Raw genomic sequence first — 14,108 nt, forward strand, 5'->3', positions numbered from 1 at the left:
CAACTGAAATCAGTTGTCGCCTAAAGCAGCAAGCAATTCAGCTTGATGCTCGGATGCAAGGGCATTGCAAAGGTCATCGATATCGCCATCCATCATGGCATCAATTTTGTAGAGCGTCAGATTGATGCGATGATCAGTAATGCGCCCCTGGGGAAAGTTATAGGTACGAATCCGATCACTGCGGTCGCCTGAACCTACTAAAGACTTGCGGGTTTGTGCTTCTAGTTGGTGTTTCTCACGTTCACGGGCATCCATAATGCGTGACACTAGAACCTTCATAGCTTGTTCTTTATTGCGATGTTGACTACGATCATCCTGACATTCCACTACGGTTCCCGTAGGCAAATGGGTAATACGAACAGCCGAATCTGTTTTATTAATATGTTGTCCACCGGCACCCGATGCCCTGAAGGTATCAATGCGTAACTCCGCTGGATTAATTTTGACGGCCTCTAACTCATCCGCTTCAGGCATGACTGCAACCGTACATGCCGACGTATGAATACGACCCTGAGTTTCAGTCTGGGGCACCCGTTGCACGCGATGGCCACCGGATTCAAATTTAAGACGTGAATACACTGACTGTCCAACTAGGCGTAATACCACCTCTTTGTATCCACCTAAATCCGATTCAGCAGAACTGACCACTTCAACCTTCCATCCTTGGCGCTCTGCAAATCTGGTGTACATCCGCAAGAGATCGCCTGCAAACAAAGCGCTCTCATCGCCGCCTGTACCAGCCCGAATTTCTAGGAAGACATTGCGATCATCGTTCTCATCTTTAGGAAGCAGGAGTTTTTGTAAAACACCCTCCAGCGCTTCCATGGTGGCAAGAGCCTGTTTTTGTTCTTCGTCGGCAAAGTCCTTCATTTCTGGATCTTTACGCATCTCTTCGGCCGCTTGTGCATCTGCTTCAGCCTGTTTATAGAGTGCAAATTGTTCAACGACCGTAGCAATATCAGAATGCTCGCGCGTGAGTTTCCGATACGCATCCATATCTTTGGTTGCTTCTTCGGTGGTTAAAAGGGAATTTAGTTCGGCTAAGCGTGTGTCTAGATGATCTAGCTTAGCCCGCATGCTGGGCTTCATCTATTGGTCTTCTGATTTTGTATGGGATGAGAAAAGCTTGGGTAAGAGTTTGATGAGGGCATCGCGCTCAGTACCATTTGAGTGTTGTAGGGCATGCAAAGAGCCATGTAGAAATTTATTTGTTAGGCCTTGTGCCATCGCATTGAGTACCTCTTGGGGATCATCGCCACGCATCAGTCGCTTCATGGCGCGCTCTAGCTCAAGTTGTCTTAGACGTTCACCTTGCTGTTGAATATCTTGAATAAGTGGCACGGTCTTCCGTCCACTCATCCAGTGCATGAAGTTGCCAACACGATCTTCAATGATGGCTTCTGCCTGACTCACCGCGGCTTGACGCAACGAGGCACCGGTTTGAATCATGACCCCTAGGTCGTCTACGGTATACAAATAAATATCGTTGAGGCGCGCAATTTCAGGTTCAAAATCACGTGGAACAGCCAAGTCAATCATGACCATCGGCTTATGACGCCGTTGTTTAAGTGCGCTCTCCACCATGCCTAAACCAATGATGGGAAGAGAAGATGCCGTACTGGAAACGATGATGTCAAATTCATGTAAGCGACTTGGCAACTCAGAAAGCTTGAAGGACTCAGACTGCACCTCTTGGGCTGCGATAGTGTCGGCTAATTCTTGGCCACGCTCTACGGTGCGATTAGCAACTGCAACACTTTTTGGTTTATGTGCCACAAAATGAGTGGCACATAAAGAGATCATGTCACCCGCACCAATGAAAAGCACACGTTGATCAGCAATACTTCCAAAGATTCGCTCTGCCAAACGGACCGATGCCGCCGCCATAGAAATCGAGTGAGCACCAATTTCAGTGGAACCGCGTACTTCTTTTGCCACTGCAAATGTTTTTTGGAATAGTTGATTCAGGTAGGTCCCGAGCACACCTGCATCGTTTGCGGTGCGTACAGCGTCTTTCATCTGTCCCAGAATTTGCGTTTCCCCAATCACCATTGAATCAAGGCCGCAGGCAACTCTGAATGCATGCCGCACAGCATCCGATTGAGGGAGGGAGTAAATGTGGGGCTGAAGACTGCTTGGAGCGAGTCGCTGGGTTTTTGCTAGCCAGTCAAACGTGGCTTCGTGAAGTATGGATGCGGCATCATCGTTAGCGGCACAGTAAACCTCGGTACGATTGCAGGTTGACAAAATAGTGGCTTCTGGCAGGCCGGCCTGATTCGCGCCAACTAAGTGATGGCGAAGATCGTGTAGGGCTTCCTGAAGAAATTCAGGGTCAAAGGCGACCTTTTCCCGAATGGCGACCGGCGCTGTGTGATGATTGATGCCGAGTGTCAACAACTTCATAATGGCGATTATAGATTTGAAGATGGTATTAATGGGGGCATCAATGGGGTTTTTGGCTTTTCTGGTAATTGGCGCCTTATCGGGCGCGTGTGCTTGGGCTTGCTATCCTGGCCAAAAACTGCCTGGACGACCGTGGCAGAAATTATTGATTTGCGCCCTTGGAGGCTTTGGCGCATGTATTGCAAGCGCTTATTTGGGGCAGTTTGCTGGGTATTTCCAGTCTGGCCAGATGATCGAGTGGATCGTCGTTACTCTAGTTTCTGGTCTTGTAAGCGCTCTAATCGCGGTTTTAATCAAATAAATTGTCTTGGCTGACGCTTGGTGGCGCGTTTTCTACCCATCGAATAGGTTCAAGATTGTGCTTTAAAAGCCACGCATTGGCCTTAGTGAAGTGCTGGCAGCTGGCAGCTGCACCAGGATACAAAAAGGGTTGATTGGTTTTGTGGACCCCTAGGCCAGAGGGGTGGGAGGATTGCAAAATCAGCTGATCAGAGGCTAATTCAATTAAGGGGAGTTTGGACTGGGCGTGACCGCCCCAAAGCATCCAAATCAAGTTTGGCTTCTGAATGGCTAAGGAAGTAATTAAACGATCAACGAGGGCTTTCCAGCCGATATGGCTGTGGCTGGCGGCTTCCCCAAGTCTGACGCTCAAAGCGGTATTGAGAAGAAGTACACCTTGTTCTGCCCAAGGATGCAGGTCACCATTAGCTAGGGTGCCAAAACCCTCCAAAGATAGTGCTTTATTGATATTGCGCAGAGAGCTAGGAAATGCCCGTGAATGTATTGGAATGTGCGACGGAATAGAAAACGCCAGGCCTTGCGCTAGTCCTGGGGAGTGATAGGGATCCTGGCCAAGAATAACCACCCGAACCCGATTGAGTGGTGTCAGTTTGAGCGCTTTGAAGAAATTCTCCGGGCTAGGACAAACAAGATTGGCCCCAAGCGCAAATTCTTTTTGTAGATTGGCCTGTAAATTTCCCCAATCTTCCGTTTGAAAATAATCACCCAGCAGTAGGCGCCAATCCTCTGGAATATCTTTTTCAGAAAAGGCAGCCATTAAGCGGGGGTAAGTGCAAACTGCTGTGGGGCCTGAGAAGAATGTAGAACAGCCATAGACTCATGCTCTAAGTCATCGCGGTAGAAAGAGAAAGCAATTGGCATATCTTCTTGTAGGCTGCCGAGTAATTGATCTAGGCGAGCGCTGGTGACGCGCTGACCGTTTATGTTGGCAAGTAAATCGCCTGCAGCAAGGCCTGCTGATTGAGCCGCTCCGCCATCCAAAACAGCAGTGATTTTCAGCCAGCCATTGATTTCCGTGTAGCGTATGCCCAGTTGCAGTTTGATGCGCTCGAGCTGAGTTTGCTTCTTTGGGCTTACTAAAATGGCTTTAGGATCAAACCACTTTTGCAGTGGAATATCTTTTACGCCAAAAATGTAATCTGATTTAAAGCGACTCCATATTTTAGTAAAGCCATCCCCTAGTAAATTAAATATCAGCGGGTCCAAGCCATCTTCAGCGATCCCTACTTGATTGACCCCGTGTGTTTGCCAGATGAGGCGCATGAGGTCATCAAGCGATTTGCCGTGATTGGTAAATTGGCGAATGCTTAAATCTAGTCCCAATGCTAAAAGCGCACCTTTGCCGTAATAACTGACAACCTTGTTGGCCGTGTTTTCGTCGACCTGATAGTACTTTGTCCAAGCATCAAAAGAGCTATCGGCTAAGCTTTGTTTTGTTCTTCCTGGTCCACGCAACACGCTATTCCAGTTCTCAGCAAGCAAATTTAAATAGGTTTTTAGATCAATCCGCTTGCTGCGAAACAGTTGCAAATCATCGTAGTAGCTTGTGAAGCCCTCAAACAGCCAGAGTAAGCGCGTATGGTTGCGACGGTCTAGCTGATAGGGTTGAAATGATTTAGGCTGAATTCTTTTTACTAACCATGCATGGAAATACTCATGACTGCATAGGCCCAAGAATTCACGATAGCCCGCCTCATCAAGAGGCACCGCATTTTGTGGGAGTTGATCCCGCCGGCACAATAATGCAGTGCTGTTACGATGCTCAAGTCCACCATAACCAGCGAGCACAGCATTTACCAAAAAGAGGTAACTATTAAATGGTGCTTGCTTTGCTTTTGGCTCAAAGAGCCCGATGGTAGATGAGCAGATTGCCTGAAGATCGGTCGCAAGATGCGCCGCATCAACTTCATGAAGGCATCCCTGAATCGCCATTGCATGTGGTGTGCCATTGCTCTGCCAATGGATCATCTGAAATTCACCAAAAGCAATTGGGTGATCTAGTAAATCATCATAATTTTTGGCTAAGTAAAAACCGTAGCCCTTTGGATCAGTTTTAACAGCGCGCAAGCTCGTTTGAATTGTCCAGTGCGCTGTTGCGGCAGACTCACTAGGAACAAGGGCGAGTGCGCAGGGTAAATGCTCTTGGCCCTTGACAGCAAAACATAAACTGCTTGGATTGAAAAACCCGCGTTCATGATCTAGATAGGCTGCGCGTACAGAAGAATCGAAGGCATACACCGTAGTCAAAATTTCAACTGGACTATTGACCTTGGGAAGACGCCATTGATCGTTATCTATTCTTTCTAGCGTCAGCGGTTTAGTTCTATCACCCTCTAGATAGGCATCTATCGTTTCAATTTGTTTGCTGAAATCACGGATTAAATAGCTACCCGGAATCCAGGAAGGCATTTGAATGATTTGCCCATGCGGATCTGGGCGTGCAATGCGTAATTTAACTGCAAAGCGATGGCCGTGAAGATCTGCAGGCCAAACTGTATAAACAATTTCAGGTAAATCAGAACTCAAGCTAGTGCTCATTGTGTATGTCGTCGCTAGTGATTTTGGGCGGTTATTTCTGTGCGTTCAATTTCTTTTCGATATCTGCAATTTGTGCTGCCCCAGGTATGCGACTGCCATCAACAAAAAAGAGAGTGGGGGTGCCTGTAATTCCATACGTTTTGGCGAGAAGCAGATTTTTATCTAATGGCGTGGTGCAATCTGTTTTACCGCTTAAGGGCGTGCCATTAATCATCCAATCGGTATACGCTTTTGATGGGTCAGCGGAGCACCAAATTTGTTTAGCTTTCACTGTTGAGTCGGCGGAGAGTATCGGAATGAGATAGGTGTAGATGGTGACATTCTCTAGTTGCTGCATTGATTTTTCTAAACGCTTGCAGTAGCCACAATTCGGATCGGCAAACACTGCTAGTTGGCGCGAGCCATTGCCATGAATAGTTTTAAATGCGTTTGCTTGTGGTAGGTCAGACCATTTGATGCGATTTAAATCAGACTGCCTTAGTTCGGTAATATTTTTTCCGGTAGCGACTTCGATAATGTCACCCTGAATTAAATACTTACTATCTTTATCAGTGTAGAAGACATCGCTTCCAACAAGCACTTCATATACTCCAGCGATTGGTGATGGGCTAACGCTTTTAATCTTTGCGCTAGTGCCGAGCTTTTTCTGAAGATCGATCTTAATTTGCTGTTCAGATTGTGCATAGCTTACTGTTGCAAAAAACACAGTAGTGTAGATGAGTATTAAAGCGGCTACAAATTTATTCAAAATCAATATCTCCTAATGCGCGTTCAATCAGGCGCTGTTTAATAAAGTGGCTTTTATTGACCAGACCCAGCCCCCAGTTGCGAATTTGGCGCTCAGCACTACTCGAGCCTGAAAATAATTTTTTGAGCTTGTCTGTAACCCATAGTAAGGCGTCAGTATCGCCTTGGCGCTGACGCTCATAACGACGTAAAAGCACCAGATCACTGAGCGATCTAAATGCTTCACGCTGATTCAAAATGTGAAGTAGCGAAGCCACATCGCGCATACCTAGGTTTAGTCCTTGCCCTGCCAAAGGGTGCATCACGTGGGCAGCATCGCCAATCAGCACAACCTTGGGGAATTGTGCGGGACCAATAAAACGTTTGGCACGAATTTTTCTTAATGGAAAAGCGGCAACTTCAGAATTCAGTGTGAGATTACCCAGCTGTTTGCAAATCGCACCGCCAGCAATCTCTTCAAATTGCTTTACCCAAGCAGTTTGATCCAGTTTGAGAAGTTCAGCAGCTTTTTCTGGCGAAGTTGACCACACCATGGAGGCTTGCTGATGAGGAAGTGGGAGCATTGCAATGATATCGCCATCCGGTAAGAACCATTGATAGGCCGTTTCCAAATGGGGGTGAGTACAAATCCAGTTGGCAACTACAGCGCTTTGCGAATAACTTTCTTCGCTGGCTTCAATGCCAATCGCAGAGCGAATTTGCGAATGAGCACCGTCTGCTGCAATGACAATTTGGGCGCGTATAGACTCACTCTTTGCCAAGTGAAGGGTGGTACCATCTTGATCCACATCGATGGTTTGCAAGCTATCACTGCAGCGTTCTAATTTATTTTGGAAGCGACTCGCTTGATCTAAAGTGTGTTCAATTAAATTGGACTCACCAATCCAGGCCAGTTGAGGTGTGCCAGATTCGAAGGCTGATAAATGCAGTTGATCGGTTTTCTGGGCGCGATCCCCATAAATACGCATGTCGCGCACTGGCTGCATGCGGCCGTGATCCAAGGCATCCCAAATTTGTAAGCGACGGAGTATTTTTTGCGTGCCGGGTGAAAAGGCATAGATTCGTTGTCCCCACTGAGGGCCTTGAGGGCTAGGGCATGGGTTTGCTAAATCAGGTGCAATTTGGACGGTTTGTAGACCCATTTGGGCTAAACCGAGCGCACAAGCCTTACCAACAATGCCTCCGCCAACAACGGCGACATCAAAAGTGCGTGTTTGGGCCAGTTTATTTGGGTTATTTTGGTGTGCATCAGACATAACTCGATGATATCGAAACCGAGCCCTTTACAATACGTTCATGTCTTTGAAATGTGGCATCGTCGGCCTGCCTAATGTCGGCAAATCTACCCTCTTTAACGCGCTTACCAAAGCTGGAATCGCTGCAGAAAACTATCCCTTCTGCACGATTGAGCCCAATGTAGGTGTTGTTGAGGTTCCTGACCCCCGTTTAGCGGCTTTGGCTGAGATCGTCAAGCCAGAGCGGATACTTCCTGCCACAGTCGAGTTTGTCGATATTGCTGGTTTAGTGGCGGGCGCCTCCAAAGGAGAGGGTCTTGGTAATCAGTTTTTGGCGAATATTCGCGAAACCGATGCCATTACCCATGTGGTGCGTTGTTTTGATGATCCCAACATCATTCACGTTGCCGGGAAAATTGATCCAATTGCAGATATTGGCGTAATTGATACTGAGCTGGCCTTATCTGATCTCACTACGGTGGAGAAAACATTAAATCGCTCCTCTAAGGCCGCCAAATCAGGAAATGACAAAGAAGCTGCCGCATTAGTAGCTGTGTTGACTAAAGTGCAAGCCCACCTAGATCAGGCTTTACCGGTGCGCAGCATGCAGTTAACGGAAGAGGAAAATCTTGTTTTAAAGCCACTGTGCTTGATTACAGCCAAACCAGCGATGTATGTTGCCAATGTGAAAGAAGATGGATTTAGTAACAATCCACACTTAGATGCTGTAATTGCGCATGCCGCTAAAGAGGGTGCTCCAGTTGTGGCGGTCTGCGCCGCAATTGAGGCAGAAATCGCTGATTTGGATGATGCTGATAAGGTCGAGTTCTTGTCAGATCTAGGTATGGATGAGCCGGGCTTGGACCGCGTTATTCGTGCTGGCTACCGTCTTTTGGGCCTGCAAACCTACTTTACGGCTGGTGTTAAAGAAGTGCGTGCATGGACGATTCATCAGGGTGATACAGCCCCACAAGCTGCTGGCGTGATCCATACTGATTTCGAGCGCGGCTTTATTCGCGCGCAGACGATTGCCTACGATGATTTCATTCAATTTAAAGGTGAAGCCGGATCCAAAGAGGCTGGAAAAATGCGCGCAGAGGGCAAGGAATATGTCGTCAAAGATGGCGATGTGCTCAATTTTCTGTTTAATGTGTAGCTGCTCAAAACAGCTTAGCTAGCCTTGCAAAAAAGCCCTTACATTTCTGTAGGAGCTTTTTGTTGCTAGCTTGGAAGTGGTCTAGTTCGCCTTAACGGCCTTCTCTAGACATTTTGAAATCTCTTCATAGCGTTTTAAGGCCAATTGTGTTGGCAATACCTCTTTTTTACGACCATCATCATTTGCAACCATTTTGATATAGCCCATAGCGCTCAAATTTTTGAGGCGGCCATGTAAAGTCGCTTGAGAACCCAGGTCAGCAAGAGAGATTAGATCGCCTACTAAGGTAGATTCATTAGCTTGGTATGACAATACGATTTTATTAAGCAAGCCTTCTTCGATGTTGTCCAGTTTTTTCCCTGGATTAATGCGATCTAAGACATCGATCAGATTTAAAAATCGTAGATAGGATGAGGGTTTATTACTTGGCATGTTTTGGATGATTTGCTTAGATGCTTTTATAAGTATATTCCCTTAAAGTACAAAAATAATCAAGAAGCTACTACTTAAATCAAATTATATTGCTTGCAATGACTAAGTACACAACAGAAGGTCTCATTGGCATTGCAATTAGCGCGATTACTTACGCGCTACTTTTTTATCTAAATGACTGGTTAACGCAGTATGTAGTCTATGGTTTGGGTGTGAGCTGGATTTATTTACCCGCTGGCTTACGTTTATTTTTAACCCTCATCTTTGGATTTCCTGGTGCGCTTGGTATTGCATTAGCCACTTTTTTAATTAGCTACTTGGGCGTCTTCTCGCAAGACCTCGTCACTTGCATTGGTATTGCAATCATTTCAGGCTTTGCGCCCTATCTTGCGAGAGTGTTTGTTTTAATGAATATCAAGATTGCACCAGATTTAAGCGATCTTAATTTCCCCAAGCTCTTATTTTGCATGGTGATTTATGCCTTATTCAGCTCTGGTTTGCATCAATGGTGGTTTGCCACTAGAGGCCTTGCAAATACTGGGGGTATTAATTACTTTATTGCGATGTTTACGGGCGACGTAATGGGCACAGTTTTGTTGGTGACCAGTATTAAGTATGGTCTAGATTATTTAAAGGATTTCAGAAAAATAAGGCCTTAAGTCCTTCGCCTGGGTCGTTTGCGCGCATAAAGGCTTCCCCCACCAAAAATGCATTCACATTATGCTCACGCATCAGTTCAACGTCATTGCGACCCATGATTCCTGATTCAGTCACCAAGGTTTTATCCTGCGGCACCATAGAGAGTAGGGATAGGGTTGTTTGGAGAGTTACTTCAAATGTTTTGAGGTTGCGATTATTAATCCCAAGTAGAGGTGTTTTGAGTTCGAGAGCGCGCTCGAGTTCTGCGGCATCATGCACTTCTACTAGAACATCAAGGCCTAACTCGTGAGCACACACCTCAAGCTCTTTCATCTGATGAAGTCCAAGGCAAGCAACAATCAATAGAATCGCATCAGCCCCAATGGCACGAGCTTCATAGATTTGATAGGGGTCAATCGTAAAATCTTTTCTTAAGACTGGAATCTGACATGCTGCACGCGCCGCTTGGAGATAGGCATTGCTGCCTTGAAAGTAGTCTGTATCAGTTAAAACCGATAAACAGGCTGCACCATTTTTTTCATACGTTTTTGCAATTTCTGCTGGAACAAAGTGCTCACGCAGAATGCCTTTGCTGGGGCTAGCTTTCTTGATTTCAGCAATCACCCCAGGCATTCCTGCGGCAATCTTTTGATGGATAGCATGAATGAAGCCACGTGTTTTCAGCAAGGGATCATGTTGATTGGCCTCTGCTTGTTCACGCTGATTTGCCAGCGAGATTTTTTTTGAGTGTGCCGCAACCTCTATTTTTTTGGTCGCAACAATTTTATCGAGAATATCGCTCATGAATTCAGTAATTAGTTAATTTGGCTGGCGCTTACAAATTGATTGAGTTTTTGACGGGCTGCTCCTGAGGCAATTGCGACTTTTGCCATTGCAATACCTTGGGTGATATCTTTTGCAATACCTGCAACATACAAGGTAGCTCCAGCATTGAAGCAAACGATATCACTTGCTGGCCCAGCTTTGCCATCCAATACATCAAGCACTATTTTTTTCGATTCTTCTGCATTGGCGACTTGAAAGCTATTGGTCAATGCCGTACTGAAACCAAATTGACTTGGATGAATTTCGTATTCGCGCACTAAACCATCTTTAAGTTCGCCAACAAGAGTGGGGCCCTCAAGAGAAATCTCATCCAGTCCATCACGGCCATATACAACCAAAGCATGTGTCATTCCAAGAGCATGCAAGACCCTTGCCTGGATACCCACCAGATCTGGATGAAAGACGCCCATCAAGATGCGTTTTGCATCTGCTGGATTAGTTAGTGGTCCGAGGATATTAAAAATCGTGCGCACACCCAATTCCTTGCGGATGGGGGCTACATTTTTCATGGCAGGGTGATGGTTAGGCGCAAACATGAAGCCTGCCCCCACCTCCGTGATGCAATGAGCAACTTGGTCGGCTGATAGGTCGAGTCTGACGCCGAGAGATTCTAAAACATCAGCACTGCCAGATTTACTACTCACACTGCGATTGCCGTGTTTAGCAATTTTTGCTCCTGCGGCTGCCGCAACAAACATCGCTGCAGTAGAGATATTGAAGGTGTGCGCCCCGTCGCCCCCTGTGCCAACTACATCGACCAAATGACTGCGGTCAGTGACTTCTACGGGTGTGGCAAATTCGCGCATGACTTGTGCTGCTGCTGCAATTTCACCAACAGTTTCTTTTTTAGTCCGCAGTGCAATTAAGAGGCCTGCAACCAAAGTGGGGTGCATTTCTCCGCTCATAATGAGGCGCATCATTGCTGTCATTTCATCATGAAACAATTCTCGATGTTCAATGCAGCGCTGTAATGCTTCTTGGGGGGTAATGGGCATAAGCTGGTTTGCTGAATTAATTATTTTTCAGAAAATTCTGAAGCAGCGCATGGCCATACTCTGAAAGAATGGATTCAGGGTGAAATTGCACGCCTTCAACTGCCAGCTGGCGATGACGCACACCCATAATTTCACCATCAGAAGATGTAGCGGTAATTTCCAGTTCTGCTGGAATAGAGCTTTTCTCAATTGCAAGCGAGTGATACCGAGTCACCTTAAATGGATTAGGGAGATCTTTAAAGACGCCCTCACCAGTGTGTGAGATCAAATCAGTCTTGCCGTGCATGACTTTTTGGGCGCGAATAATTTTTCCACCAAATGCTTCACCAATCGCCTGATGACCCAAGCACACTCCAAGAATGGGAATCTGACCTGCATAGCGTTTAATTGTGTCCACTGAAATTCCAGCCTCTGCTGGACTACAGGGTCCCGGTGAAATACAAATACGCGCAGGATTTAAGGCGGCAATTGCATCAACAGTAATCTCGTCATTACGAACTACCTTTACCTCTTCACCCAATTCTGCAAAATATTGCACGAGGTTGTAGGTAAAAGAATCATAGTTATCAATCATTAGGAGCATCAAGTCCTCCTTGTACTAAATCGGCGGCCATTAAGACGGCGCGCGCCTTGGCTTCGGTTTCTTTCCATTCGGCAGTTGGATCAGAGTCTGCCACTACCCCAGCACCCGCTTGAGAGTGAAGCATGCCATCGTGAATGACGCCGGTACGAATTGCAATGGCTACATCCATATCGCCCGAGTAAGAGAGATAGCCAACCGCGCCGCCATAAACGCCCCGTTTGACAATCTCCATCTCATCAATGATTTCCATTGCTCTTATTTTTGGTGCACCAGATAAGGTTCCGGCAGGAAAGGTAGCGCGTAATACATCCATATTGCTCATATTGTCGAGCAATTCTCCCTCTACAGAGCTGACGATATGTTGCACGTGAGAATATTTCTCAATCGACATCGAGTCAGTCACTTTGACAGAACCGGTTTTAGCAATGCGCCCAACATCATTACGCGCAAGATCAATCAACATCACATGCTCAGCAATTTCTTTTGGATCAGCCAATAGTTCTGTGGCTAGACGTTCATCTTCTTCGGGAGTGGCGCCACGCGGACGAGTTCCAGCCAACGGACGAATAGTCACCATCTTTGCCGATCCCCGCTTTTCTTGGCGTACCAAAATCTCTGGGGAGGAACCTACCACTTGTAAATCCCCAAAGTCGTAGTAGTACATATAAGGCGATGGGTTTAAGGAGCGCAATGCTCTATAGAGTGACAGGGGTGAATCTGTGAATGGTTTGCTAATGCGCTGCCCAATCACAACCTGCATGCAATCGCCTGCCAAGATATATTCTTTGGTTTTGCGAACTGCATTTTCAAAATCTTCAGTTTTAAATCGACGAATTAACTCTGTTTTTTTGCTGGCTCTAGAAGTAGGCATGCTCACCGGTTTGCTTAAGCAAGCAAGTAACTCTTTAAGTCTGGCATGAGCCCTTTCGTAGCCATCAGGCAAGCTTGGGTCGGCGTACACGATGAAATAGATTCGTCCAGCTACGTTATCCACCACTGCAAGTTCTTCAGTGAGCATTAACTGAATATCGGGAACGCCTAATTCATCGGGAAGGCTATGCCTTGCCAAGCGAGATTCAATATACCGAACGGTGTCATATCCAAAGTAACCAGCCAAGCCACCGCAAAAGCGAGGGAGGCCAGGTTGTAGTGCAACCTTAAAACGCTTGAAATAAGCATCCACAAAATCGAGCGGATTATCGCGATTGGTTTCAACTACTTTGCCATCAGTAAGAACCTCAGTAAGCGGCTCAATTGGGGTACCAACGGTTCTTAAAACAGTTTTGGCTGGTAAGCCGATAAAAGAAAAACGCCCAAAGCGCTCGCCACCTAAAACGGATTCGAGTAGGTAGGTATTTTTTTTACCAAAGGCCTGTGTCAGCTTTACATAAAGCGATAAGGGGGTTTCTAGATCAGCCAAAACCTCTTTTACGAGAGGGATGCGATTAAACCCCTGTTTAGCTAGGGCACTAAATTCTTCACGTTGCATTAGATGTTTCCTAGCTCAGTGCGCATCGCCTCAATCACTGCCGTGTAATTTTCTTTGCCAAAAATAGCAGAGCCAGCCACAAAAGTATCGGCACCCGCTTTTGCAACTTGAGCAATATTGTCAACTTTGATACCGCCATCTACTTCAAGGCGAATATGGCGACCAGTTTCTTGTTGATACCGGTCTAGGCGAGCACGTACATCAGCAATTTTCTGCAGCGTGCTCGGAATAAATGATTGCCCACCAAACCCTGGATTGACTGACATGAGTAAAACAAGGTCAACTAATTCAAGGGTGTGATCTAAATAGGCAAGCGAAGTTGCTGGATTTAAGACAATACCGGCTTGGCAACCTTGATCTCGAATGAGATTGAGCGTGCGGTTTACATGGGGGCTCGCTTCTGGATGAAAGCTAATAAGGTCTGCTCCAGCCTTGGCAAAATCCGGAACAATCCGGTCAACTGGCTCAACCATTAAATGGACATCGATCAGGGCAGGTTTGCCGTTTTTCATGGCGTGCGGACGGATTGCCTCACAGACCAGGGGGCCAATAGTGAGGTTGGGGACATAATGATTGTCCATCACGTCAAAGTGAATCCAGTCGGCACCCGCAACTAATACGTCTTGAACTTCCTTGCCTAGACAGGCAAAGTCAGCCGACAAAATAGAGGGGGCAATGACAAATTGGGTGTCTGAAGTTGATTTCTGGCTATCCATCCCTAGATTCTAGCTTGCAGTTGGCTTCT

Annotated in this window: 15 protein-coding genes; 3 read left to right on the plus strand and 12 right to left on the minus strand. The window is 46.4% G+C overall.

The annotated features are described in order from the left end of the window. Nucleotides 1–9 precede the first annotated feature (9 nt). Nucleotides 10–1,089, minus strand: coding sequence for a peptide chain release factor 1 (gene prfA / locus M2125_RS09220; protein ID WP_280742864.1), 1,080 nt, complete (start codon nt 1,087–1,089; stop codon nt 10–12). Next, a complete protein-coding gene (gene hemA / locus M2125_RS09225) occupies nt 1,090–2,403 on the minus strand; it encodes a glutamyl-tRNA reductase (protein WP_277540640.1) in 1,314 nt (437 codons plus the stop codon). A 1-nt stretch (nt 2,404) separates the two neighbouring features. On the opposite strand from hemA, the gene M2125_RS09230 reads away from it, so the two are divergent. Further along, nucleotides 2,405–2,704 (plus strand): hypothetical protein, encoded by a 300-nt coding sequence (locus M2125_RS09230; RefSeq protein WP_233126767.1) that lies wholly within the window; start codon nt 2,405–2,407, stop codon nt 2,702–2,704. Here the strand turns inward: M2125_RS09230 and M2125_RS09235 are convergent. From M2125_RS09235 to M2125_RS09250, 4 genes are read right to left on the minus strand one after another with little or no spacing between them, the layout of a single operon-like run. After that, nucleotides 2,693–3,460 (minus strand): uracil-DNA glycosylase, encoded by a 768-nt coding sequence (locus tag M2125_RS09235; protein ID WP_076024621.1) that lies wholly within the window; start codon nt 3,458–3,460, stop codon nt 2,693–2,695. The genes M2125_RS09230 and M2125_RS09235 overlap by 12 nt on opposite strands. Next, entirely contained in the window at nt 3,460–5,241 is a 1,782-nt protein-coding gene (locus tag M2125_RS09240; RefSeq protein WP_280741416.1) for a M61 family metallopeptidase, read from the minus strand. The genes M2125_RS09235 and M2125_RS09240 overlap by 1 nt, the downstream gene beginning before the upstream one ends. A gap of 31 nt (nt 5,242–5,272) precedes the next feature. Next, the gene (locus M2125_RS09245; protein WP_076024692.1) at nt 5,273–5,989 is read right to left on the minus strand and encodes a DsbC family protein; all 717 of its coding nucleotides are present in this window, start codon (nt 5,987–5,989) and stop codon (nt 5,273–5,275) included. Continuing rightward, nucleotides 5,982–7,244 (minus strand): FAD-dependent monooxygenase, encoded by a 1,263-nt coding sequence (locus M2125_RS09250; protein ID WP_076024623.1) that lies wholly within the window; start codon nt 7,242–7,244, stop codon nt 5,982–5,984. Before M2125_RS09250 ends, M2125_RS09245 begins: the two co-directional genes overlap by 8 nt. A 40-nt stretch (nt 7,245–7,284) precedes the next feature. Here M2125_RS09250 and ychF point away from each other — a divergent pair, with 40 nt between their 5' ends. Beyond that, nucleotides 7,285–8,379: a redox-regulated ATPase YchF gene (ychF, locus tag M2125_RS09255; protein WP_280742865.1), complete on the plus strand. Its 1,095-nt coding sequence runs from the start codon at nt 7,285–7,287 to the stop codon at nt 8,377–8,379. 81 nt (nt 8,380–8,460) lie between these two features. Here the strand turns inward: ychF and M2125_RS09260 are convergent, their stop codons facing one another. Further along, the gene (locus M2125_RS09260) at nt 8,461–8,811 is read right to left on the minus strand and encodes a hypothetical protein (RefSeq protein ID WP_076024625.1); all 351 of its coding nucleotides are present in this window, start codon (nt 8,809–8,811) and stop codon (nt 8,461–8,463) included. A gap of 98 nt (nt 8,812–8,909) precedes the next feature. Here M2125_RS09260 and M2125_RS09265 point away from each other — a divergent pair, with 98 nt between their 5' ends. Beyond that, a complete protein-coding gene (locus M2125_RS09265; protein WP_280742866.1) occupies nt 8,910–9,470 on the plus strand; it encodes a hypothetical protein in 561 nt (186 codons plus the stop codon). On the opposite strand, the gene trpC is transcribed toward M2125_RS09265, so the two are convergent. From trpC to rpe, 5 genes are read right to left on the minus strand one after another with little or no spacing between them, the layout of a single operon-like run. Beyond that, entirely contained in the window at nt 9,451–10,254 is an 804-nt protein-coding gene (trpC, locus tag M2125_RS09270) for an indole-3-glycerol phosphate synthase TrpC (RefSeq protein ID WP_280742867.1), read from the minus strand. The two genes, M2125_RS09265 and trpC, sit on opposite strands and share 20 nt — an antisense overlap. Nucleotides 10,255–10,265: 11 nt before the next feature. Continuing rightward, entirely contained in the window at nt 10,266–11,291 is a 1,026-nt protein-coding gene (trpD, locus tag M2125_RS09275) for an anthranilate phosphoribosyltransferase (RefSeq protein WP_280742868.1), read from the minus strand. A 16-nt stretch (nt 11,292–11,307) separates the two neighbouring features. Further along, nucleotides 11,308–11,874 carry an anthranilate synthase component II gene (locus M2125_RS09280; RefSeq protein WP_280741411.1) on the minus strand — a complete coding sequence of 189 codons (567 nt, stop codon included), beginning with the start codon at nt 11,872–11,874 and terminating at the stop codon, nt 11,308–11,310. Beyond that, nucleotides 11,858–13,363 (minus strand): anthranilate synthase component I, encoded by a 1,506-nt coding sequence (trpE, locus tag M2125_RS09285; protein WP_277540620.1) that lies wholly within the window; start codon nt 13,361–13,363, stop codon nt 11,858–11,860. The genes M2125_RS09280 and trpE overlap by 17 nt, the downstream gene beginning before the upstream one ends. Then, entirely contained in the window at nt 13,363–14,079 is a 717-nt protein-coding gene (gene rpe, locus M2125_RS09290) for a ribulose-phosphate 3-epimerase (protein ID WP_076024631.1), read from the minus strand. The genes trpE and rpe overlap by 1 nt, the downstream gene beginning before the upstream one ends. Nucleotides 14,080–14,108 lie beyond the last annotated feature (29 nt).

Origin of the sequence: Polynucleobacter sphagniphilus (assembly GCF_029892205.1) — a bacterium.
Classification (GTDB): Bacteria; Pseudomonadota; Gammaproteobacteria; order Burkholderiales; family Burkholderiaceae; genus Polynucleobacter; species Polynucleobacter sphagniphilus.

Coding starts and splice junctions, on each gene's coding strand:
- M2125_RS09250 (WP_076024623.1), bottom strand. CDS start 7,244: ATGTCTGATGCACACCAAAATAACCCAAATAAACTGGCCCAAACACGC.
- prfA (WP_280742864.1), bottom strand. CDS start 1,089: ATGAAGCCCAGCATGCGGGCTAAGCTAGATCATCTAGACACACGCTTA.
- trpD (WP_280742868.1), bottom strand. CDS start 11,291: ATGCCCATTACCCCCCAAGAAGCATTACAGCGCTGCATTGAACATCGA.
- ychF (WP_280742865.1), top strand. CDS start 7,285: ATGTCTTTGAAATGTGGCATCGTCGGCCTGCCTAATGTCGGCAAATCT.
- trpE (WP_277540620.1), bottom strand. CDS start 13,363: ATGCAACGTGAAGAATTTAGTGCCCTAGCTAAACAGGGGTTTAATCGC.
- M2125_RS09230 (WP_233126767.1), top strand. CDS start 2,405: ATGGCGATTATAGATTTGAAGATGGTATTAATGGGGGCATCAATGGGG.
- M2125_RS09235 (WP_076024621.1), bottom strand. CDS start 3,460: ATGGCTGCCTTTTCTGAAAAAGATATTCCAGAGGATTGGCGCCTACTG.
- M2125_RS09280 (WP_280741411.1), bottom strand. CDS start 11,874: ATGCTCCTAATGATTGATAACTATGATTCTTTTACCTACAACCTCGTG.
- M2125_RS09260 (WP_076024625.1), bottom strand. CDS start 8,811: ATGCCAAGTAATAAACCCTCATCCTATCTACGATTTTTAAATCTGATC.
- trpC (WP_280742867.1), bottom strand. CDS start 10,254: ATGAGCGATATTCTCGATAAAATTGTTGCGACCAAAAAAATAGAGGTT.
- rpe (WP_076024631.1), bottom strand. CDS start 14,079: ATGGATAGCCAGAAATCAACTTCAGACACCCAATTTGTCATTGCCCCC.
- M2125_RS09265 (WP_280742866.1), top strand. CDS start 8,910: ATGACTAAGTACACAACAGAAGGTCTCATTGGCATTGCAATTAGCGCG.
- hemA (WP_277540640.1), bottom strand. CDS start 2,403: ATGAAGTTGTTGACACTCGGCATCAATCATCACACAGCGCCGGTCGCC.
- M2125_RS09240 (WP_280741416.1), bottom strand. CDS start 5,241: ATGAGCACTAGCTTGAGTTCTGATTTACCTGAAATTGTTTATACAGTT.